This window comes from Enterobacter cloacae complex sp. SHL022, assembly GCF_049237785.1.
In the GTDB taxonomy this organism is placed as follows: domain Bacteria; phylum Pseudomonadota; class Gammaproteobacteria; order Enterobacterales; family Enterobacteriaceae; genus Enterobacter; species Enterobacter hormaechei_C.
On sequence record NZ_JBMKJH010000007.1, the window covers coordinates 115,371 to 135,477 of the forward strand.

The window sequence follows — 20,107 nt, forward strand, 5'->3', positions numbered from 1 at the left end:
TCATCGCATAGTTCTATTGAACTCTCGATTGCCAGGCCCAAATGCCAAACCCGAGATTCTCAAAGGTGGCGTAGTATACGCTGACTCGGCGGTGTGCTCAAGTCCCGAACAGACAAAGATCCCGATGGATCGCGAGAAAAGGCCTAAATCCAGCCACGTTCGGCAAAAGAAATGTACTCTCCGCGGCCAATTATCAGATGGTCCAGCACACGAATGTCCATGAATTGACAGCATTTGATAATACGTTCGGTAATTGCTTTGTCAGCTCTGCTTGGTTCTGCACAGCCAGAGGGGTGATTATGCGCGAGGATCACGCCGGCTGCATTCACTTTTATCGCTTCCCGCACAATTTCACGCGGATGCACCTCAACATGGCTCAATGTTCCCGAAAAAAGGCGGGTATGTTTCAGTACCCGGTTTTTGTTGTCGAGAAAGATCACCATAAAGATCTCCCGCTCCAGATCGGAGAGCTGGCTTTGCAGAAATTCGCGGGTCATGTCGGGGGTGAGGATCGGGTCTTCTTCCTCCATACGCACGTTGTAAAATCGCCGGGCCAGCTCGGCAATGCCCCGCAACTGGGCATATTTCGCCACGCCAATGCCCTCAACGTGCGTAAACGCCTCCAGCTCAGCGGTCAGCAATCCATACAGTGAACCGAAATGGTCTATCAGTTCTTTCGCCAGCGTAAATACCGTTTTCCCCGGCGTGCCTGTGCGTAAAAAGAGCGCCAGCAGCTCGTCGTCCTTTAACAACGTGACGCCATGACGCAGCATTTTTTCACGCGGTAGCAGCAGTTCAGTCTCTTCCATGCCTGGCCTCCTTCTGTTTGCCATTATGCTGCCACAGGCAAATTCGGGGTTCGATGCTGGCATTTCGTTCTTGCGTAACGCCTCGCAAAGTGAATTAAGGACATCATCACCCCGTTTTAGGGATTGTGATAAAATGCCCGCTCTCTGGTGAAACCCAACAGGAAAGAATCATGATGAGCCTGGCCGGTAAAAAAATCGTTCTTGGCGTCAGCGGCGGTATTGCTGCCTATAAAACGCCAGACCTGGTGCGCCGTTTGCGCGAGCGCGGGGCCGACGTACGGGTCGCGATCACCGAAGGCGGCAAAGCCTTTATCACCCCACTGAGCCTGCAAGCCGTCTCGGGATACCCGATATCCGACAGCCTTCTCGACCCGGCGGCCGAAGCCGCAATGGGCCACATTGAGCTGGGGAAATGGGCCGATCTGGTTATCCTTGCCCCCGCCACGGCAGATTTAATTGCCCGCCTGGCAGCCGGTATGGCGAACGATCTGGTAACGACCATTTGCCTCGCCACGCCTGCGCCCGTCGCGGTTGTGCCCGCAATGAACCAGCAGATGTACCGCAACGCCGCTACCCAGCACAATCTGGACACGCTGGCCTCGCGCGGCCTGCTGATTTGGGGACCGGACAGCGGCAGCCAGGCCTGCGGCGACGTGGGGCCAGGGCGTATGCTCGACCCATTAACGATTGTTGATATGGCCGCCGCCCATTTCTCGCCTGTCAACGATCTGCAACATCTCAACATCATGATTACCGCGGGCCCCACGCGCGAGCCGCTGGATCCGGTGCGTTACATCACCAACCACAGCTCCGGCAAAATGGGCTTTGCGATTGCTGCCGCGGCAGCCAAACGCGGCGCGAACGTCACGCTGGTGAGCGGCCCGGTGTCGCTTACCACACCAGCGTTTGTGCAGCGTATTGATGTGACGACCGCGCTGGAAATGAACGCCGCCGTACTGGCGCATGCTCAACAGCAGCATATTTTTATCGGCTGTGCGGCCGTCGCTGATTACCGCGCCGAAACTATTGCTGACGCCAAAATTAAAAAGCAAGGCGATGAATTAACAATAAAAATGGTGAAGAACCCGGATATCGTTGCCGGTGTCGCCGCACTGAAAACTCATCGTCCTTACGTTGTTGGGTTTGCCGCAGAAACGAATAATGTGGAAGAATATGCCCGGCAAAAACGTACCCGCAAAAACCTCGATTTAATTTGCGCGAACGACGTATCGCTGTCCACGCAAGGATTTAACAGCGACAGCAACGCATTGCACCTTTTCTGGCAGGATGGAGATAAAGTCTTACCGCTTGAGCGCAAAGAACTCCTGGGCCAACACTTACTGGACGAGATCGTTACCCGTTATGATGAAAAAAATCGACGTTAAGATTCTGGACCCGCGCGTTGGCGAGCAATTTCCGCTGCCAACGTATGCCACCTCCGGCTCTGCCGGTCTTGACCTGCGCGCCTGTCTCGATGACGCCGTAGAACTGGCGCCGGGTGCAACGACCCTGATCCCGACCGGGCTGGCGATTCACATTGCTGACCCGTCACTGGCAGCGGTGATCCTGCCGCGCTCTGGCCTGGGCCATAAGCATGGCGTCGTGCTGGGTAACCTGGTCGGCCTGATCGACTCTGACTATCAGGGTCAGCTGATGGTATCCGTATGGAACCGTGGCCAGGACAGCTTCACCATTGAGCCGGGCGAGCGTATCGCGCAGATGGTGTTTGTACCGGTGGTGCAGGCAGAATTTAACCTGGTGGCAGACTTCGACGCTACCGACCGTGGCGAAGGCGGCTTCGGCCATTCCGGGCGCAAATAACCGCCCGACAAACACGCATCTCACAGCGCCATAATGCAATAACAAACCGCAAACGTCAGTTTGCGGGTCGCTGTGTGGTTGCCAGCCTGACAAGTGCTTATTTTCAGGGGTATTTTGTAACATGGCAGAAAAACAAACCGCGAAAAGGAATCGTCGCGAAGAAATACTTCAATCTCTGGCTCTGATGCTTGAATCCAGCGACGGCAGTCAACGCATCACCACCGCAAAACTGGCGGCCTCTGTGGGCGTGTCAGAGGCGGCGCTGTATCGTCATTTCCCGAGCAAAACCCGGATGTTTGACAGCCTGATCGAGTTTATCGAAGACAGCCTGATCACGCGCATCAACCTGATTCTGAAGGATGAAAAAGACACCAGCACGCGTCTGCGTCTGATTGTGCTGCTGATTCTGGGCTTTGGTGAACGTAACCCGGGTCTGACCCGTATTCTGACCGGCCACGCGCTGATGTTTGAACAGGATCGTCTGCAAGGCCGTATAAACCAGCTTTTTGAGCGTATCGAAGCCCAGCTACGTCAGGTTCTGCGCGAGAAGAAAATGCGGGAAGGCGAGGGATATAATACGGATGAAACCCTGCTGGCAAGCCAGATCCTGGCATTTTGCGAAGGGATGCTCTCCCGGTTTGTGCGCAGCGAGTTTAAATATCGACCAACGGACGATTTTGACGCCCGCTGGCCGTTAGTGGCTGCTCAGTTACAGTAACGCCATCGCCGGATGGCGGCTTCGCCTTATCCGGCCTACGAACGGGTAGGCCCGGTAAGCGCAGCGCCACCGGGCAATTGAATTAAACGCCAAACTCTTCGCGGTATTGACGCACCGCCGCCAGATGATCAGCCATCTCAGGCTTCTCTTCCAGATACGCAATCAGATCTTTCAGGGTAATAATCGACGTCACTTTGCAGTTGTAGTCGCGCTCCACTTCCTGAATAGCAGAGATGTCGCCGCGCCCACGCTCCTGACGATTGAGCGAAATCAGCACGCCCGCAAGCGTTGCACCGTTAGCCTGGATTATCTCCATCGATTCACGGATCGCGGTACCTGCGGTGATCACGTCATCCACCAGCATCACGCGGCCCTGCAACGCGCTGCCTACCAGGTTGCCGCCTTCACCGTGGGTTTTGGCTTCTTTACGGTTAAAGCAGTACGGTACGTCGCGGTCATGGTGCTCCGCCAGCGCCACCGCCGTGGTGGTTGCGATTGGAATGCCTTTGTACGCGGGGCCAAACAGCAGGTCGAAATCAATCCCGGAATCCACCAGCGCTTCGGCATAGAAGCGGCCTAACAGTGCCAGGTCGCGCCCGGTATTAAACAGCCCGGCGTTGAAGAAATACGGGCTTTTACGCCCGGATTTCAGCGTGAACTCGCCAAACTTAAGTACCTGCTTGTTAAGCGCAAACTCAATAAACTGGCGCTGATACGATTTCATGGATTTGCTCCTTTGTCTTTTCAGTCTTACAGGCAAAAAAAAGGCGACTCATTGGTCGCCTTAAAATCAATTTTCTAACGCCGCTTTCTGCGTCGCTACAATAGATTCGATTCCCCCTCGGGCCAACGCCAGCAAGGTGAGCAGTTCTTCGTGGGTGAATGGCTCGCCTTCTGCCGTACCCTGCACTTCAATGATGCGACCATCTTCGGTCATCACCACGTTCATGTCGGTTTCTGCGGCAGAATCTTCAACGTATTCCAGATCGCAAAGCGCTTCGCCGTTAACGATACCAACGGAGACAGCAGCAACCATCCCTTTCATTGGGTTGGTTTTCAGCTTACCGGCGGCAACCAGCTTGTTCAGGGCGTCTGTCAGCGCCACACAGGCACCGGTAATAGAGGCCGTACGCGTGCCACCATCGGCCTGGATCACGTCGCAGTCCAGCGTGATGGTGAACTCACCCAACGTTTTCAGGTCAACCGCGGCGCGGAGCGCACGCGCGATCAGGCGCTGAATCTCCATAGTACGGCCGCCCTGCTTACCTTTTGCCGCTTCACGGGCATTACGGGTATGGGTTGCGCGCGGCAACATACCGTATTCGGCGGTGATCCACCCCTGGCCCTGACCTTTCAGGAAGCGAGGCACGCCCTCTTCAATGGACGCGGTGCAAAGCACCTTGGTGTCACCAAACTCAACCAGCACGGAGCCTTCAGCGTGTTTTGTATAGTTACGGGTCAGGGTGACGGGACGCACCTGGTTGGCGCTACGACCTGCTGGACGCATGATGGATTCTCCGGCTTGAAACGAATGTGGCTGCGCATTATACGGATAAAGGACGCTTATTCCTATCCTGAGAAGCCCCTGAAAGCTATAATCCCCCCATCTCTCCTTTAAAAACGGGAATGTCTATGATCCGCAGTATGACCGCCTACGCCCGGCGTGAAATCAAGGGTAGCTGGGGTAGCGCTACCTGGGAAATGCGCTCGGTAAACCAGCGCTATCTGGAAACGTATTTCCGTATGCCGGAACAGTTCCGCAGCCTGGAGCCTGTGGTGCGTGAGCGTATCCGTACGCGTCTGACCCGCGGGAAAGTGGAATGTAACCTGCGTTTTGAGCCTGATGCCAGTGCACAGGGCGAACTGATCCTGAACGAAAAGTTGGCAAAACAGCTGGTTAATGCGGCGAACTGGGTCAAAATGCAAAGCGATGAAGGCGAGATCAACCCGGTTGATATTCTGCGCTGGCCTGGCGTGATGGCCGCCGGAGAGCAGGATCTGGACGCGATTACCGCTGAGATCCTGGCTGCACTCGACGGCACGCTGGACGACTTTATCGTTGCCCGCGAAACCGAAGGCCAGGCGCTGAAAGCGATGATTGAGCAACGCCTTGAGGGCGTGAGCGCCGAAGTCGCTAAAGTGCGCGCTCATATGCCAGAAGTGCTGCAATGGCAGCGTGAGCGTCTTGTCGCCAAACTGGAAGAGGCGGAAGTCCAGCTGGAAAACAACCGTCTGGAACAAGAGCTGGTGCTGATGGCGCAGCGTGTGGACGTGGCTGAAGAGCTGGATCGTCTGGAAGCGCACGTTAAAGAGACCTACAACATTCTGAAGAAGAAAGAAGCGGTAGGCCGCCGTCTCGACTTTATGATGCAGGAGTTCAATCGCGAGTCGAACACGCTGGCGTCTAAGTCTATCAATGCAGAGGTAACCAATTCAGCGATTGAACTGAAGGTCCTGATTGAGCAGATGCGCGAGCAGATCCAGAATATCGAGTAATTCCTTTCAGGGTGGTATTGCCTCGCATACCACCCATTACTTTTTCTAATCCTTTCTTAGCCCTACTTCCTTTCTATCCCGCCTTATATCAAGCCTGCCTGGCATGCGTTGATAATTTTCTGTAGGGCAAACTCCCTCACCTTAGAAAATCTCAATCGTGATCTTCCGCACAAATCGCTAATCTCCTTCTCTTCATTCCGGAGGGTTTATGCTGCTTCACATTCTTTATCTTATTGGCATTACCGCAGAAGCCATGACCGGCGCGCTCGCTGCCGGACGTCGCCGTATGGACACCTTCGGCGTGATTATCATTGCCACAGCCACCGCGCTCGGCGGCGGGTCCGTACGCGATATCCTGCTTGGCCATTATCCGCTCGGCTGGGTAAAAAACCCTGAGTACGTCATTATCGTGGCAACGGCAGCCGTGCTAACCACGATTGTGGCCCCGGTGATGCCTCATCTGCGCCGCGTGTTCCTGGTGCTGGATGCGCTTGGGCTGATTGTTTTTTCCATCATTGGCGCACAAATCGCTCTCGATATGGGTGAAGGCCCGGTTATCGCCACCATTGCTGCCGTGATCACGGGCGTGTTTGGCGGGGTGCTGCGGGATATGTTCTGCAAACGTATCCCGCTGGTTTTCCAGAAGGAACTGTATGCCGGCATCTCCTTTGCCGCGGCAGTGCTTTATGTCGCCTTGCAGCACTATGTCACCAGCCACGATGTTGTGGTTATCTCCACCCTGCTGTTTGGCTTCACCGCGCGTATGCTGGCATTGCGCCTTAAGCTGGGCCTGCCCGTTTTTCATTACAAACACAATGCGCATTAATGTCAGAACGGGCAGGCGCCGGATAATCAGTTACTCGAATAGTTGTAACCGTAGTGATGGTAGCCGTAGCCGTAAGCGTTGCTTGCCCGCTTAACGACGCCGTTGAGAATCACTCCTTTGGTATTGACGCCACTCTGCTCCAGACGCTGTACACAGACCAGCATCTCCTTCACGCTGTTCATCCCGAAGCGGGCGACCAGCAGCGTGGTGCCTGCGCGACGGCCGACAACCGCCGCGTCGGTGACCGCCAGGATCGGTGGCGTATCGATAATCACCAGATCGTAGCGTTCATTCGCCCAGTCCAGCAGCTGCTGGAAACGCGTATGCATCAGAAGCTCCGCCGGATTAGGAGGGATCTGCCCGCGCACGATGGTATCGAACCCGCCTTTATCGAAGGTCTGAACGCCCTGGGTATACTCCGCCTTACCGGACAATATCTCCGACAAGCCGCAGGTATTGTCGAGCTTAAACAGATCATGGGCATACCCGCGACGCATATCCGCATCAATATAGAGCACTTTCTGGCCCGCCTGCGCCACGACGGCCGCCAGGGTACTGCTGACAAAGGTTTTACCGCTATCAGGCGTGGCGCCAGAGATCATCAGTATATTGTTCGCTGACTCCATCATCGCGAAATGCAGGCTGGTGCGCAGGCCGCGAATCGCCTCCACGGAGAGATCGACCGGATTATCCGCCGCCAGGAAGGGGATATGTTTGGTCTTATGGCGCAGCCCTGGGGACATAAAGTCTTTTTTACGCAAACGCATCTTTTTAGCCAGCCATTCTGACAGCGGTACGGTGGCATAGACGTTAATCCCGTGCTCCTCCAGCTGCTCCGGCGTTTCAATGCCCATACGCAGCATACTGCGCGCCAGGATCCAGCCCGCAGAGACGAACAGACCCAGGAGAACCCCCAGAACGACGACCAGCGCTTTTTTCGGCTTGACTGGCTGCGGCCGGGTCACGGCCGGATCGATAATGCGGACGTTACCAATTGCGCTCGACCGGGCGATGCTCAGCTCCTGTTCGCGGTTAAGCAGCTGCTGGTAGATAACGCGTCCCGACTCCACATCACGGCTCAGGCGCAACACCTCCTGCTGGGTTGACGGCATGGACGATACCCGTTTATTCAGGCGGTTTTTTTCCTGCTCCAGCGTCTGGCGTTTCTCAATCAGCGCCCGGTAGGTGGGGTGATCTTTTTTGTAGAGCTGCGAAATTTCCGCTTCCCGGAAGGTCAGTTCATTGAGCTGATTGTCCGCATTCACAATCTGCTCCAGCACCGCTTTTGCCTCCAGGTTCAGGTCAACGGAGTCGTTTTGCTGGCGATAGCGGTTGAGCTTCTCCTCGGCCTGGTCCAGCTCGCTGCGCACCTGCGGAAGCTGCTGCTTCAAAAATTGCAGGCTTTTCGCATCCTGCGCCGCCTGGCGAGCCACGTTCTGTTGTAAATAGTTGTCGGCGATGCAGTTAAGCACGCGAGCCATCTCGTCGGGGTCTTCCCCCGTGATGGTCAGGCCAAGCATCCCGCTGTCCTTGCTGCGCTCGCTCACGGAAAAACGCAGCTGTAGCGCGTCAATGGCCTCCAGCTCACTCTGCTGTGTAATCGTAAATTGCGTACCCGGCTTCGCCTGGATATCGGCAATGGTAATGGCGATATTCGCCGCGCTCAGGGGTTGTCCCACAACGCCCTGTAACGTCACATTATCGCCTTCCAGCTGATAGTGGCCCTTCTCGCCGACGGTCAGCGTCAGCTTTTGCGCCCGGCCCGCAACAGGGGGAAGATTGAGCATACGGATATCGACGATGCCAGGCTGTTGGCCGGTGAGCCGCGCCCAGCCGCGTCCGACAAAGGGAAAATAGTTTTCACTTACCTGCGTGCGCAGGTTCAGGTCATCAATCGTTTTACCGAGGATCATGCGCGACTGGAGAAGCTGAAGCTCCGGTGCCGACTCCGGCGAGGAGTCAGGGATGAACTCGCTAAGGTTACTGAGTAGCGCGTTGCCCTGCTTCTGTTCCACCTGTATCAGCGCATCGGCCTGATAAACCGGTGTGGCAAAGAGCGCATAAAGCAGGGCCACCAGCGTGAACAGCGCGGTAAGGATGAGAATAAATTTTCGGTGGTCGAGCAGCTCACCCAACAGGCGCACAAGATCGATCTCGTTATTCGCGGCAGACGCATCATGGGCGTGAAGGTTATTTGTTGACATAAAACGTAACTATCCCGTGTGATTAACTGAGCCGTTTCGCCCATTCCAGACTGGCCTGCTCCAGCAGCCCATAAACATATTCAAATGCGTCCCGGTTTTTACGGTAGGGGTCCGGGATCTCTTTTCTGCCCGTCCAGTGACCAAAGAGCATCATTTTGCCGCGCGCCTCCGGTGCGATAGCCGTGACCTGCTCGATATGTTCCAGCTCCATCGCCAGAATCAGATCGTAGTCGCGCACCATGGCGGGGGTGAGCCTGCGCGCCACGTGGCCCTCAAGCAGAGTGCCGCGTTCGGCGGCGATCTCTGTCGCCTGTAAATCGGCGGTGCGCCCTTCCAGGCCACACGTTCCCGCTGAATCGACCCGGGCAGCGGGAAGCAGCCGGCGCAGCAGCCGTTCCCCAATGGGAGAGCGGCAGATATTGCCGGTACAGATCACCAGGATGGCGTTAAACGTTAGTTTGGCCATGTTCTGATATATCTCCCTGTTTCAGTCAGGTCATGTACGCCGGTAATGGTCGGCACAAGCTGAGAGATCACGCGGTTCCAGCGCACCAGCGGCGCGGTGGTGACATAGACGATGTCGTAAGGCTCAAGCTGAAATTCGGTGCTCAACACCATCGCGGTGGCATCCCGGGCGTTAAGCTGGTAGACGTTGGCGATTTTGCCGTTCTGCTTGCCCTGCAACGGACGAATCACAAAGATTCCGGTGGCGTCGGCCATATCCTGATTCACGCCCTGTGCATTACCCAGCGCTTCCGCCAGCGTCATGCCGCTACGGTCCATCTTCAGGGTGCTCTGTTTACCCACCTCGCCCATGACAAACACTTTCAGGTCGTCATTACGGGGAATGAAGAGAATATCGCCCGGATAGAGGAGTTTGTTCTGGGTGAGATCGCCGCGCTGCATCAGCGCGTAGAGCGAAATGTGCGTGTCCTGGCCGTTGTGGGTCAGCACCACATGGCGCCAGTCCGCCTCAGATGTCAGGCCGCCAGCCGCATTGATCGCATCCATTATCGTCAGCGGAATGTTGGTGATGGGCTGCTGGCCCGACTTAGCCACTTCGCCCGTCACGTAGGCTTTTTGCGAGCGGAATGCCGCGACGCTGACATCCACCTGCGGGCTCTCAATCACCGAATCCAGCCGGGCGGCGATCTCATCGCGCACCTGGGCCAGCGTTTTGCCGACGACGCGGATTTTGCCGATATAGGGGTAGAAGATCGTGCCATCGGCATTCACCCAGTTGCCCGTATCGCTGGCGCTGCGGTACTGACCTGCAGGGGTGGTCAGCTCCGGGTGGTCCCAGACGGTAACCATCAGCACGTCGCCGACGCCGATGCAATATTGGTAGTTCTGAAGCTGGCGATCCAGTTCAGGATTCGCGCGGGAGTCGACTTTGCCAGGCAGCAACTGCTCCACCAGCCCCGGCGTGAGGGGATAGACGTTGACCATCTTATTCAGATCGTAATTGCTGTCAGGCAGATCGATAATATCTTTGCCCTGGGTGCTAAGTCCCTGGCCCGGTACGATAGTACAACCGCTTAACGCCATCATAGCCAACGCCAGCACGGAAAATTTAACGTTTTTCATTCAGGAAAATCATCTGGTTAAGTAATGCCTGTTTCATCCGGTACTACTGCCCTACCGGGGTTTCGCGTTCTGACGTCATGTCATAGAGCTGATATTTACGGCCTAACATCTGGCCGCCATCACGCGTGAGAGGCGTCCACGAGACTACCGCCCGGTTGCGATTTGGGCCGATCGTCATCAGATCAAGCGGGATCGAGATGTAGAAGCCTTTGCTAAAGCCACCTTCGCCATAATCCTCTTTCGAGACGTTGGTCAGCGCCGCCCAGACGCCTACCGTCACGCCGCTGTCGAATCGCTTCGCGACGTCGAGGGTGGCGCCTTTATCCTTCGCCAGGTACTGCCCGACGCTCAGCTTCATTAGCACACTGTTGAGCTTCGCCGGGTTCCAGTAGGCGGTGATAAATCCGGTTGGCACGCTGTAGTCGGTGAAGCGCATCATGTCGTCCCAGTCGCGCTGCTTGACGTAATTCGCATCCACGCCCAGCGCCCAGTCGCTATCCAGCGGGCGCCAGAGCGCCTCTGCTCCCACGCCGCCGTACATGGTTTCGAGGTAGCCGCCATAAATCTGGGCATAGAAGCCGTTCCCCAGCGCATCGACATAGTTGGCTTGTAAGTTGTTGATGTAGACGTCATTGCTGACATAATCGCGAATATGGGTTCTGACGCGCGGCAGGCTGGAGTCAGCGGGAAGTAGCGAGGATTTGAACTTGTCGTAGTTGTTATAGAGGTTGGCGAACACGCCGCCGTCGAGCAGCAGACGATCGGTCAGCCAGTAGCTGGCGCTGGCCATCACCCCCACCTGGAACATATAGAAATCTTCCGGACCGCCCAGCGACTGCGCCAGCGTCGGTTTAACGCTGTAGCTGAAGCGATCGGCGCGAATACGGTAGCCACGCCCGAATGCTGTGGTATCCACAGGCTCGACGCGCTGCTGCCTGAGCGCCTCCTCCTGGCCGAGCGGCTGCCCCGCCAACTGTTTGCGCAGGCTGGCGACATCGGTTTGCGTCGTGACCAGCGGCAGATGATCACGCTGCTGGGTGATAGCGATCGTGTCGACCCCGTCGGGCAGGTTATTGATCAGAATACGGTTGGCACGATCCACCGCTTCGCGCGGATCGCGATAGCGATACTGTTCGCCGGTCATGTATAAGGTATTGCCGTGCTGAAGGATCTCCGGCGCATCGAAGCCTGCGTTGTACTTAAGCGCGGTGAGCTGGTTCGCCGCAGAGGTATAGTCCAGCGTCTCGCCTGCCGGTGCCGGTTGCCAGGCCGGTTTCGGGTTATCACGCAGCGCGGGGCGCAGGTCGTTAAAGTTGGTCCGCAGGGTGAAGCCAAACATCAGCGTATTGCCGCGCTCGTAGCTGAGGTTGAGATCGGCCCAGTCGGCAACGCGATAGACCGCCCCCACGTTAATATGGCTCGACTGCTTAATGGAGCCGGCAAAATCATCGGCATAATTGTTGCCGTCATACTCAAGCTTCAGGCGCAGGGGCTGCCAGGGCGTCTGATACTGGAGGCCGCCAAACAGAGACGCCGGACCACGAAACATATCGCTAAAGCTGATATCTCCGGCATCATGCGACTCGCCGCGGGTGCAATACTTATTGTTGTCATGGCAAAGCGGGTTACCCACGTTGTCGCTATTACCGGGATATCCCCAGGCTATTCCAAAGGTAAAATCGACCGGTCCGGCCATTTTACTGGCAACCAGATATTCACCATCGAACAGGCCGGTGCCTGCAATATCACGCTTGCCGAGCGCCACCTGCGGCAGGCTATAGTCCTCTTCCCACAGACGAACTTTAAAGTCGAACGACTTATCCTTGTAGCTTTGATCGCCGCTGAAATCCTCGTTGCTGCTGTATTTACGGGTGCGGACGTCGGTATAGCGAATTGTCCCTTCCAGCCACGGGAAGAGCACGACCGAAGAGGAGTAAAAACGGTACTGGTTGTTATCGCGGTAGTTTACGCTGAATTCCCCTTCCCGGCCAAAGCGCGCGTCGGGCATTTGCATCAGGCCGGTGCCGCCAAAATCGGACTGTGACGGTCCGGTCGGATCGGGCCAGGTACGCAGCTCCGCGTGGCAGGCAGAAGAGATCGCCAGAGCAAGGCCGCTCAGTAAAAAAAGTTTGTTCATCAGTCAGGTATCCGCCGCGTCAGGAGCGCAACGATTTGCTCATTCAGACCGGTAAAATCGTCCGGTACCGCCCGGGGATCAAACCCCACCCACAGAACAGCGCCCGGCTCTGCTTCAATATGGCGTGCGTTCCAGTACGCCACCGGCGCAACAACCGTACTGCCGTCAGGATCGATAACGGTTACGTTATTCCTGTCGGCGCCGGCCAGCCGCAACTGCCCCTGTAAGTAGTCCCGGATGCTTGCGCCCGGTCGCCAGGCCCGTTTCCCCGGCGTGACGACCGCCCCCATCAGCGTGACGGTACGGGGCGCAGGAGAGAGCCACAGATCGTAACGGCCCTCAAGGAAGCGATCGCCGCGGGCGTCGGTACGCACGGCATCTGGGTCGAGGCTGACAAACTGCCGCCCGACGATCCGCAGCGAGCGGATCTGTGCAGCGACAGCGCGAATGGTCGCGATCCGCTCGTCATCGGCGCGATTCTGCCAGACTGAAAGCGACGCCAGCACCTGCTGTTGCGTCTGTTGCGCGCGCAGCGTGGCGGAAGGGGTTGCGATGACAGCCCCCTGCCACCAGACGTTGTTCAGCTGCGGCTGGGTGACCAGCCGGGAGAGCGTATCAGCCGGTTCAGCAGACCACGTTTTGCCCGGCTGATGCACGGTAACGACGCTTGCGCATAAGGCGGACAGGCTGAAGAGAGATAGCCCTACGCCAGGTAACCATTTTCTGAGTCTGTTCATGGGGCGGGCTTCAACATCGTCATGGCGACAGGGAATACGCCCGCGCCGAGCATCTGTTCGCTCTGGCGTACCTGGCCGGTAGCGGAATCAATCCAGAAGGTGTTATGCCAGCGACGATCGAGGCCGTCGGCCTGCACCGCCTCCTGCCAGACCTGACAACGTAGCGTGTTTCCGGCAAGGGTCAGGTTTTCCGTCCCGCTCAGGGAGAAGCGCGAGTTCAGGTGTGCGGAGCGATACCGCCCCTCTTCCTGCCAGCGCACATCACGCGACCACTGGCTGCCGTCGCGGAGCTGCGGCGTGTGGCGCAGCGGATCGTGCTCAAGATTGGTTACCTCAAGCAGGTTATAAGGAAGCTTGAGCGTGTGGATAAGGCGACCGTTATGCGTGACGATCATCGCATTATCCTGCGATAACCATTTACTGTTTCCCTGTTCGATGTATCCGAGAACCACCAGGATCCTCGGGCCATTATCCAGTCGCAGGTACATGGTTGAGTATGGGAACGCCTGAATCTGCCCGTCCGTTACCGTCACATCCTGGCGCCCGTCCAGACTGGCGTTAAAGGTCTCAATAATGCTCTGCTGGCTCGGCGTACATCCCTGGATCAGCAGAGTCATGATGAGCAGAATAAACAGTCTCACCAGAAATCCTTGATTAAATAACATTGAAATCAATTAAATACCCGGCTTTGATATCGACGCCGGGTCAAGTCGTTGCGCTGTTCAGCGCAAGGCTATATCGCCTTGCGCACCAGCCTTAGCGGGTAACTGTCGTCGTGGAAGTACCATTGCTTGAGTCATCGCCACTGTCGCTTGCCGCGACAACGGCTAACGTCGCTACGCCGGCAATCGCAGCGGTGGTGACAACAGCGGTTGTCCCAATCGCCCCTGCCGCCAGTCCCCCCGTAGTGCCAGCGGTAGTTCCCACCGTTGCTCCGGTTGTTGTTCCGGTTGTTGCTGCGCTGGTGCTACCTGCTTCGGTGGTAGCGCCTATAGCAGGCAAGGCAGTCGCCAGCGTGAGTGCCGTCAGCACTGTACAAAGCGTCCTTTTCATTTTTGGTCCTCATTCAAATGAAGGAAAATATGAGCACCTGGAAACCAGGTCCCGGTTAACGGGCATAAAGCCCGGGGCTGAATTCCGGCCCGACAGGGACGGAAAATCATCCATGTAAAAGCCCTGGGCTCTGAACACCAGCGCATATAAACCGCCAGGATATATTTCGGTACCCTTAATTGCTTCAATTGGAGTTCAGATAGTTAACTCCCTCACGGGGTGCAAAAAGAAAGGAAAACGCAGAAGTGATGCAAAATGCACCCCAGCGGTAACTACCTTAAAAATTTTGGATAAGATAATTCTTATAATAATTTGACGCAATGATTTCCGGCAGAATAAATATGACCAATTGTTAACCAGAAAAAACTCAATATATTATTAATTAAACATTTAACCAACTGAAATTAAAAGCAAAACCACGTCAAGCACACAGACTACATCACCTATACCGCCTTCATTACCGGCTAGTGTTCTCGATTAATAATGATTGAGATCAATTAAACCAACCTCTCGAGAAAAATAAAAACACAAGCAGAGTAAACCCTGAAATCAGGATCGAGAATAATATTTCCTCAAAATATATTTATCATGAATAATTCATTTATATTCATAATTATTGCGTATATAAACCGCGTCTCATAAATACGCTATTTCACGGCAGCGAAAATGTTTTCCTCCCTCGCCAGTCTGTTCAGGAGCGCACGCAGATTAAAATCCACCGATGTGCTCTGCGGCCAGCCACTTTGCCAGGGCATCAATCTGAGGCTGATGCAGCCAGTTTACGATCTGGCGGGCTTTCTCCTGCCCGACACCCGGTAGCATCCGCCACTCCGCTTCGCTTCGCTGAATCAGCGCCTGCCAGGTGCGATCCCCTGCCGCCTTGAGCGTCGACCGGGCCAGCGGTATTCCCATCGCGGTGATCCAGCGGATAAAAGGACGCTCCCGCGCCAGGTTAAACTGATGCCACAGCGCAGCGCCATGCGATGCCGATATCCCCGGCGTCGCGGTGAGCTGCGCCTGCGTGAGCTGTAGCCAGGAGAAGAGGTGCTCAAACCGATGCGCCTGATAGAGGGTCCGCCATCCTGATTCGCCCATACCTTCGATATCTAACGCCTGCCTGGAACTTAGCCACGTCAGCCGGGCAAAAAATTGCTCCATGCACTCCGGGGAGGCATAGAAACAGGTTAAGCCGTTATAGCGCGATGAGGGCGGCTGTGGTTTACGGCGATCCACATTGCGCCACACCACGTTATCCAGCCGGGGAATACCTTGTCCCGCCAGGCTTACCAGCACCTGATCGCCGGGGGCAATATCCAGCCTCTGCCAGCGGTTAACTGACCCTAAGCTGACGCGCTGTACGCGTTTATCGTCGAGCATCAGCGGCTCAAGCTGCGCAATCGCGGTGATCCGCCCGGTACGGCCAACGGTAAAGTGAATCGCTTTGACTTCAGTCACCTGGGCCACAGGAAGGTATTTCCATGCGACGACCCAACTTCCTTCCCCCGGCAGCCACTCCTCGCCCGGCGGCTCTGCCGAGGCGCGGACCACGATGCCATCCGTGGCGAAGGGCAACGAAGCCTTAAACCAGGCCGTCCGCTGCGCTTCCACGTCAGCCGCGTTTTTAACCGGCAGGGTATATCGCGCCGTCAGGGTAAAACCAGCCTCCGCCAGCGCGGAAAGGCGTGCTTTCATCACTTTTGGGCCGTTCGGCCAGGCCCAGATAAAAATGCCTGTCTGCTTCAGCGCTGCGCGATCGGTCGCGCGCATCATCGCCCCCGCTACCTTCGCACGCGCGTTCATCCCCCCCATCCGCTGCTGGATATGCCCCTCGCGCAGCAGAAAAAGTTCCCCCTGCAACACACTGTTGGCAAGCGGCCCGGCCAGCGTTTGCGGAATAGCGGGGATCATTCGCGCCTGTGCCGTCCACTCTTCCCCCTGTAAGCCGTCGCCCCGGCTGATCGCCTGCGCCAGCTTGCCGTTTTTGTAGACCAGGGTGACCGCAACACCATCCACCTTTGGCTGTACCCAGAGATCCTGCTGCGTCGCCATCCAGCGGCTAAGCGCCTGCTTGCTTTCTACCTTATGCACGCCGGTATGGGCGAAGGGATGCTTCACCGTCCCGCTGGCGGCAGGAGGATCGTCATGCAGCGGCTCATCGTGAAAACAGCGCTGCCACTGTTTTAAGCGGGCGTTAAGCCTGTCGTAAACGTCGTCGCTTACCTCGCTGCTGCCCTGCTTCCAGTAATCTTCATTCCAGCGGGTCAGCTGCGCCTTCAGGGCCGCGATCTCCTGCCCGGCTTTAGCCGGTGACCAGACCGGGCAGATAGCCATCGCCCCGCTGCTTAAGAAGATCATCAGTATGCTTATCCATTTCACCATTATTACCCCTCCCTGTTTTGCGAAGGGTATACCCTGCCCGGGAGCCGCAGACCAGCTGCAAAAATGCATTTTACGAGCGCGCTTCAGCGCATTGTTTTTGTTGCAGCAAAAGGAAGGTAAAAGCTGAAAACGGCACGCAAAATTTAATCATCCGGGGGAAAAAGTGTGACAAAGGCTACGTCACACAGCGGCGACGTGTATAATAAGCCCGTATGTAGGACTTCTTCGTTAACACATACAAAAGACTCTCATGGCTCAAGGCACGCTTTATATTGTTTCTGCCCCTAGTGGCGCGGGTAAATCCAGCCTTATTCAGGCACTGTTAAAAACCCAACCGTTGTACGATACGCAGGTTTCTGTTTCTCACACCACGCGAGCACCGCGTCCGGGTGAAGTGCACGGTGAACACTATTTCTTTGTGAATCACGACGAATTCAGAGCGATGATTGGCAGAGACGCGTTTCTTGAACACGCAGAAGTATTCGGTAACTACTACGGTACTTCGCGTGAAACCATTGAGCAGGTTCTGGCGACCGGCGTGAACGTGTTCCTGGATATCGACTGGCAGGGCGCGCAGCAAATTCGTAAGAAAATGCCTGATTCGCGCAGTATCTTTATTTTACCGCCATCGAAAGATGAACTGGATCGCCGCCTGCGTGGTCGCGGCCAGGACAGCGAAGAAGTTATCGCGAAGCGTATGGCGCAGGCTGTTGCAGAAATGAGCCATTACGCGGAATATGATTACCTTATTGTGAATGATGATTTTGATGCCGCGCTGAGCGATCTCAAAACTATCCTTCGCGCAGAACGCCTGCGTATGAGCCGCCAGAAGCAGCGACATGACGCATTAATCACCAAACTGTTGGCAGACTGAACCCACTTTCAGTATCATGCCCAGTCATTTCTTCACCTGTGGAGCATTTTAAGTATGGCACGCGTAACTGTTCAGGACGCTGTAGAGAAAATTGGTAACCGTTTTGACCTGGTGCTGGTCGCCGCGCGTCGCGCTCGTCAGATGCAGGTAGGCGGTAAAGATCCGCTGGTACCGGAAGAAAACGATAAAACCACCGTTATTGCACTTCGCGAAATCGAAGAAGGTCTGATCAACAACCAGATCCTCGACGTGCGTGAGCGCCAGGAGCAGCAAGAGCAGGAAGCCGCTGAATTACAAGCTGTTACCGCTATTGCTGAAGGTCGTCGTTAATTAAACCTGCGGGTCGCCCTTGTATCTGTTTGAAAGCCTGAATCAACTGATTCAAACCTACCTGCCTGAAGACCAGATTAAGCGTCTTCAGCAGGCGTATCTCGTTGCACGTGACGCTCACGAGGGCCAGACACGTTCAAGCGGTGAACCCTATATCACGCACCCGGTAGCGGTGGCCTGTATTCTGGCCGAGATGAAACTCGACTACGAAACGCTGATGGCCGCCCTGCTGCATGACGTGATTGAAGATACCCCTGCCACCTACCAGGACATGGAACAGCTGTTTGGCAAAAGCGTTGCCGAGCTGGTGGAAGGGGTCTCTAAGCTTGATAAGCTGAAATTCCGCGATAAGAAAGAGGCGCAGGCCGAAAACTTCCGCAAGATGATCATGGCGATGGTGCAGGATATCCGCGTCATTCTCATCAAACTCGCTGACCGCACCCACAATATGCGCACGCTGGGCTCACTTCGCCCGGATAAACGTCGCCGCATCGCCCGTGAAACCCTCGAAATCTACAGTCCGCTGGCGCACCGTTTAGGTATTCATCACATTAAAACCGAGCTGGAAGAGTTGGGTTTTGAGGCGTTGTACCCGAACCGCTATCGCGTGATTAAAGAGGTGGTGAAAGCCGCTCGCGGTAACCGTAAAGAGATGATTCAAAAGATCCTCTCTGAAATCGAAGGGCGTTTGCAGGAAGCGGGCATTCCGTGCCGCGTGAGCGGTCGCGAAAAGCATTTGTACTCTATCTACTGCAAAATGGTGCTCAAAGAGCAGCGTTTTCACTCGATCATGGATATCTACGCGTTCCGCGTCATCGTCCACGACTCAGACACCTGTTATCGCGTGCTGGGGCAGATGCACAGCCTGTACAAGCCGCGTCCGGGGCGCGTCAAAGATTACATCGCCATTCCAAAAGCGAACGGATATCAGTCTTTGCACACCTCCATGATTGGCCCGCACGGTGTCCCTGTTGAGGTGCAGATTCGTACCGAAGATATGGATCAGATGGCGGAGATGGGTGTCGCGGCGCACTGGGCTTACAAAGAGCACGGCGGCGAAAGCAGCACCACCGCGCAAATCCGCGCCCAGCGCTGGATGCAGAGCCTGCTGGAGCTGCAACAGAGCGCAGGTAGCTCGTTTGAATTTATCGAGAGCGTTAAATCCGATCTCTTCCCGGATGAGATTTACGTTTTCACGCCGGAAGGGCGCATTGTCGAACTGCCTGCGGGCGCGACACCGGTCGACTTCGCTTACGCCGTGCATACCGATATCGGCCACGCCTGCGTAGGTGCCCGCGTCGACAGGCAGCCTTATCCGCTGTCGCAGCCGCTTTTCAGCGGACAGACGGTGGAGATCATTACCGCGCCGGGGGCACGTCCTAACGCCGCCTGGCTGAACTTTGTCGTGAGCTCAAAAGCGCGCGCAAAAATCCGCCAGCTGCTGAAAAACCTTAAGCGCGACGACTCCGTTAGCCTGGGGCGTCGTCTGCTCAATCACGCGCTGGGTGGCAGCCGCAAACTGGCAGAGATCCCGCCAGAAAACATTCAGCATGAGCTGGAGCGTATGAAGCTCGCCTCGCTGGATGACCTGCTGGCAGAGATTGGTCTCGGCAACGCCATGAGCGTGGTCGTGGCGAAGAATCTGCAACAAGGCGAAACGACAGCCGTTCCTGCCACCACGCAAAATCATGGTCACCTGCCGATCAAAGGCGCTGACGGTGTGCTCATCACCTTCGCCAAATGCTGCCGTCCTATCCCGGGCGACCCGATTATTGCGCACGTCAGCCCGGGTAAAGGGCTGGTGATCCACCACGAATCCTGCCGTAACATCCGTGGCTATCAGAAAGAGCCTGAGAAGTTCATGGCGGTCGAGTGGGATAAAGAGACGGCGCAGGAATTTATCACTGAAATCAAGGTGGATATGTTCAACCACCAGGGTGCACTGGCGAACCTGACGGCAGCGATTAACACGGCCTCGTCCAACATTCAAAGCCTGAATACGGAAGAAAAAGATGGCCGCGTTTACAGCGCCTTTATTCGCCTGACCGCCCGTGACCGCGTGCATCTGGCAAATATTATGCGCAAGATCCGCGTGATGCCGGATGTCATAAAAGTCACCCGTAACCGAAACTAGCA

Annotated in this window: 19 protein-coding genes; 8 read left to right on the forward strand and 11 right to left on the reverse strand. The window is 56.0% G+C overall.

Annotated elements, in window-relative coordinates:
• Positions 1–143: 143 nt before the first annotated feature.
• Complete coding sequence (radC, locus tag ACOTZD_RS15560; protein WP_006812419.1) at positions 144–809, reverse strand: RadC family protein; 666 nt, start codon at positions 807–809, stop codon at positions 144–146.
• Between the two features lie 173 nt (positions 810–982).
• On the opposite strand from radC, the gene coaBC reads away from it, so the two are divergent.
• From coaBC to slmA, 3 genes are all read left to right on the forward strand, one after another.
• Positions 983–2,194 carry a bifunctional phosphopantothenoylcysteine decarboxylase/phosphopantothenate--cysteine ligase CoaBC gene (gene coaBC, locus ACOTZD_RS15565; protein WP_174402215.1) on the forward strand — a complete coding sequence of 404 codons (1,212 nt, stop codon included), beginning with the start codon at positions 983–985 and terminating at the stop codon, positions 2,192–2,194.
• Entirely contained in the window at positions 2,172–2,630 is a 459-nt protein-coding gene (gene dut / locus ACOTZD_RS15570) for a dUTP diphosphatase (RefSeq protein ID WP_015570042.1), read from the forward strand. Before coaBC ends, dut begins: the two co-directional genes overlap by 23 nt.
• Before the next feature lie 121 nt (positions 2,631–2,751).
• Positions 2,752–3,348 carry a nucleoid occlusion factor SlmA gene (slmA, locus tag ACOTZD_RS15575; RefSeq protein ID WP_003860901.1) on the forward strand — a complete coding sequence of 199 codons (597 nt, stop codon included), beginning with the start codon at positions 2,752–2,754 and terminating at the stop codon, positions 3,346–3,348.
• 82 nt (positions 3,349–3,430) lie between these two features.
• On the opposite strand, the gene pyrE is transcribed toward slmA, so the two are convergent.
• Positions 3,431–4,072: an orotate phosphoribosyltransferase gene (gene pyrE, locus ACOTZD_RS15580; RefSeq protein ID WP_048243330.1), complete on the reverse strand. Its 642-nt coding sequence runs from the start codon at positions 4,070–4,072 to the stop codon at positions 3,431–3,433.
• Positions 4,073–4,138: 66 nt separating this feature from the next.
• Complete coding sequence (rph, locus tag ACOTZD_RS15585; protein WP_023315163.1) at positions 4,139–4,855, reverse strand: ribonuclease PH; 717 nt, start codon at positions 4,853–4,855, stop codon at positions 4,139–4,141.
• A 125-nt stretch (positions 4,856–4,980) separates the two neighbouring features.
• Here rph and ACOTZD_RS15590 point away from each other — a divergent pair, with 125 nt between their 5' ends.
• Entirely contained in the window at positions 4,981–5,844 is an 864-nt protein-coding gene (locus ACOTZD_RS15590) for a YicC/YloC family endoribonuclease (protein WP_003860907.1), read from the forward strand.
• 208 nt (positions 5,845–6,052) lie between these two features.
• The gene (locus tag ACOTZD_RS15595; protein WP_015570045.1) at positions 6,053–6,670 is read left to right on the forward strand and encodes a trimeric intracellular cation channel family protein; all 618 of its coding nucleotides are present in this window, start codon (positions 6,053–6,055) and stop codon (positions 6,668–6,670) included.
• Between the two features lie 26 nt (positions 6,671–6,696).
• On the opposite strand, the gene etk is transcribed toward ACOTZD_RS15595, so the two are convergent.
• The 8 genes from etk to ligB all read right to left on the reverse strand — a co-directional run bounded on the left by etk (position 6,697) and on the right by ligB (position 16,767).
• Positions 6,697–8,874 (reverse strand): tyrosine-protein kinase, encoded by a 2,178-nt coding sequence (etk, locus tag ACOTZD_RS15600; RefSeq protein ID WP_045335974.1) that lies wholly within the window; start codon positions 8,872–8,874, stop codon positions 6,697–6,699.
• Between the two features lie 22 nt (positions 8,875–8,896).
• A complete protein-coding gene (locus ACOTZD_RS15605; RefSeq protein ID WP_003860912.1) occupies positions 8,897–9,340 on the reverse strand; it encodes a protein-tyrosine-phosphatase in 444 nt (147 codons plus the stop codon).
• A complete protein-coding gene (locus ACOTZD_RS15610; RefSeq protein WP_003860914.1) occupies positions 9,328–10,461 on the reverse strand; it encodes a polysaccharide export protein in 1,134 nt (377 codons plus the stop codon). Before ACOTZD_RS15610 ends, ACOTZD_RS15605 begins: the two co-directional genes overlap by 13 nt.
• Before the next feature lie 43 nt (positions 10,462–10,504).
• A complete protein-coding gene (locus tag ACOTZD_RS15615; RefSeq protein ID WP_058659933.1) occupies positions 10,505–12,598 on the reverse strand; it encodes a YjbH domain-containing protein in 2,094 nt (697 codons plus the stop codon).
• On the reverse strand, positions 12,598–13,335 hold the full coding sequence (locus tag ACOTZD_RS15620; RefSeq protein WP_234903204.1) for a capsule biosynthesis GfcC family protein: 738 nt from the start codon (positions 13,333–13,335) through the stop codon (positions 12,598–12,600). Before ACOTZD_RS15620 ends, ACOTZD_RS15615 begins: the two co-directional genes overlap by 1 nt.
• Complete coding sequence (locus tag ACOTZD_RS15625; protein WP_045894629.1) at positions 13,332–13,976, reverse strand: YjbF family lipoprotein; 645 nt, start codon at positions 13,974–13,976, stop codon at positions 13,332–13,334. The genes ACOTZD_RS15620 and ACOTZD_RS15625 overlap by 4 nt, the downstream gene beginning before the upstream one ends.
• A 115-nt stretch (positions 13,977–14,091) precedes the next feature.
• Positions 14,092–14,388 carry a hypothetical protein gene (locus tag ACOTZD_RS15630; protein ID WP_022650140.1) on the reverse strand — a complete coding sequence of 99 codons (297 nt, stop codon included), beginning with the start codon at positions 14,386–14,388 and terminating at the stop codon, positions 14,092–14,094.
• A gap of 708 nt (positions 14,389–15,096) precedes the next feature.
• Positions 15,097–16,767, reverse strand: coding sequence for an NAD-dependent DNA ligase LigB (gene ligB / locus ACOTZD_RS15635; protein WP_058659931.1), 1,671 nt, complete (start codon positions 16,765–16,767; stop codon positions 15,097–15,099).
• Positions 16,768–17,017: 250 nt separating this feature from the next.
• On the opposite strand from ligB, the gene gmk reads away from it, so the two are divergent.
• From gmk to spoT, 3 genes are read left to right on the forward strand one after another with little or no spacing between them, the layout of a single operon-like run.
• Complete coding sequence (gene gmk, locus ACOTZD_RS15640; protein WP_006177710.1) at positions 17,018–17,641, forward strand: guanylate kinase; 624 nt, start codon at positions 17,018–17,020, stop codon at positions 17,639–17,641.
• 54 nt (positions 17,642–17,695) lie between these two features.
• A complete protein-coding gene (gene rpoZ, locus ACOTZD_RS15645; RefSeq protein ID WP_000135058.1) occupies positions 17,696–17,971 on the forward strand; it encodes a DNA-directed RNA polymerase subunit omega in 276 nt (91 codons plus the stop codon).
• A 19-nt stretch (positions 17,972–17,990) separates the two neighbouring features.
• On the forward strand, positions 17,991–20,105 hold the full coding sequence (gene spoT, locus ACOTZD_RS15650; protein ID WP_003860921.1) for a bifunctional GTP diphosphokinase/guanosine-3',5'-bis pyrophosphate 3'-pyrophosphohydrolase: 2,115 nt from the start codon (positions 17,991–17,993) through the stop codon (positions 20,103–20,105).
• The last annotated feature ends 2 nt before the right edge of the window (positions 20,106–20,107 follow it).

Bases quoted from the DNA above. Each gene is read 5' to 3' on its own strand.
- etk (WP_045335974.1), bottom strand. From the start codon at position 8,874: ATGTCAACAAATAACCTTCACGCCCATGATGCGTCTGCCGCGAATAAC.
- ACOTZD_RS15605 (WP_003860912.1), bottom strand. From the start codon at position 9,340: ATGGCCAAACTAACGTTTAACGCCATCCTGGTGATCTGTACCGGCAAT.
- ACOTZD_RS15615 (WP_058659933.1), bottom strand. From the start codon at position 12,598: ATGAACAAACTTTTTTTACTGAGCGGCCTTGCTCTGGCGATCTCTTCT.
- slmA (WP_003860901.1), top strand. From the start codon at position 2,752: ATGGCAGAAAAACAAACCGCGAAAAGGAATCGTCGCGAAGAAATACTT.
- coaBC (WP_174402215.1), top strand. From the start codon at position 983: ATGAGCCTGGCCGGTAAAAAAATCGTTCTTGGCGTCAGCGGCGGTATT.
- ligB (WP_058659931.1), bottom strand. From the start codon at position 16,767: ATGGTGAAATGGATAAGCATACTGATGATCTTCTTAAGCAGCGGGGCG.
- rpoZ (WP_000135058.1), top strand. From the start codon at position 17,696: ATGGCACGCGTAACTGTTCAGGACGCTGTAGAGAAAATTGGTAACCGT.
- ACOTZD_RS15620 (WP_234903204.1), bottom strand. From the start codon at position 13,335: ATGAACAGACTCAGAAAATGGTTACCTGGCGTAGGGCTATCTCTCTTC.
- rph (WP_023315163.1), bottom strand. From the start codon at position 4,855: ATGCGTCCAGCAGGTCGTAGCGCCAACCAGGTGCGTCCCGTCACCCTG.
- ACOTZD_RS15630 (WP_022650140.1), bottom strand. From the start codon at position 14,388: ATGAAAAGGACGCTTTGTACAGTGCTGACGGCACTCACGCTGGCGACT.
- pyrE (WP_048243330.1), bottom strand. From the start codon at position 4,072: ATGAAATCGTATCAGCGCCAGTTTATTGAGTTTGCGCTTAACAAGCAG.
- ACOTZD_RS15590 (WP_003860907.1), top strand. From the start codon at position 4,981: ATGATCCGCAGTATGACCGCCTACGCCCGGCGTGAAATCAAGGGTAGC.
- dut (WP_015570042.1), top strand. From the start codon at position 2,172: ATGATGAAAAAAATCGACGTTAAGATTCTGGACCCGCGCGTTGGCGAG.
- ACOTZD_RS15610 (WP_003860914.1), bottom strand. From the start codon at position 10,461: ATGAAAAACGTTAAATTTTCCGTGCTGGCGTTGGCTATGATGGCGTTA.
- ACOTZD_RS15595 (WP_015570045.1), top strand. From the start codon at position 6,053: ATGCTGCTTCACATTCTTTATCTTATTGGCATTACCGCAGAAGCCATG.
- radC (WP_006812419.1), bottom strand. From the start codon at position 809: ATGGAAGAGACTGAACTGCTGCTACCGCGTGAAAAAATGCTGCGTCAT.
- gmk (WP_006177710.1), top strand. From the start codon at position 17,018: ATGGCTCAAGGCACGCTTTATATTGTTTCTGCCCCTAGTGGCGCGGGT.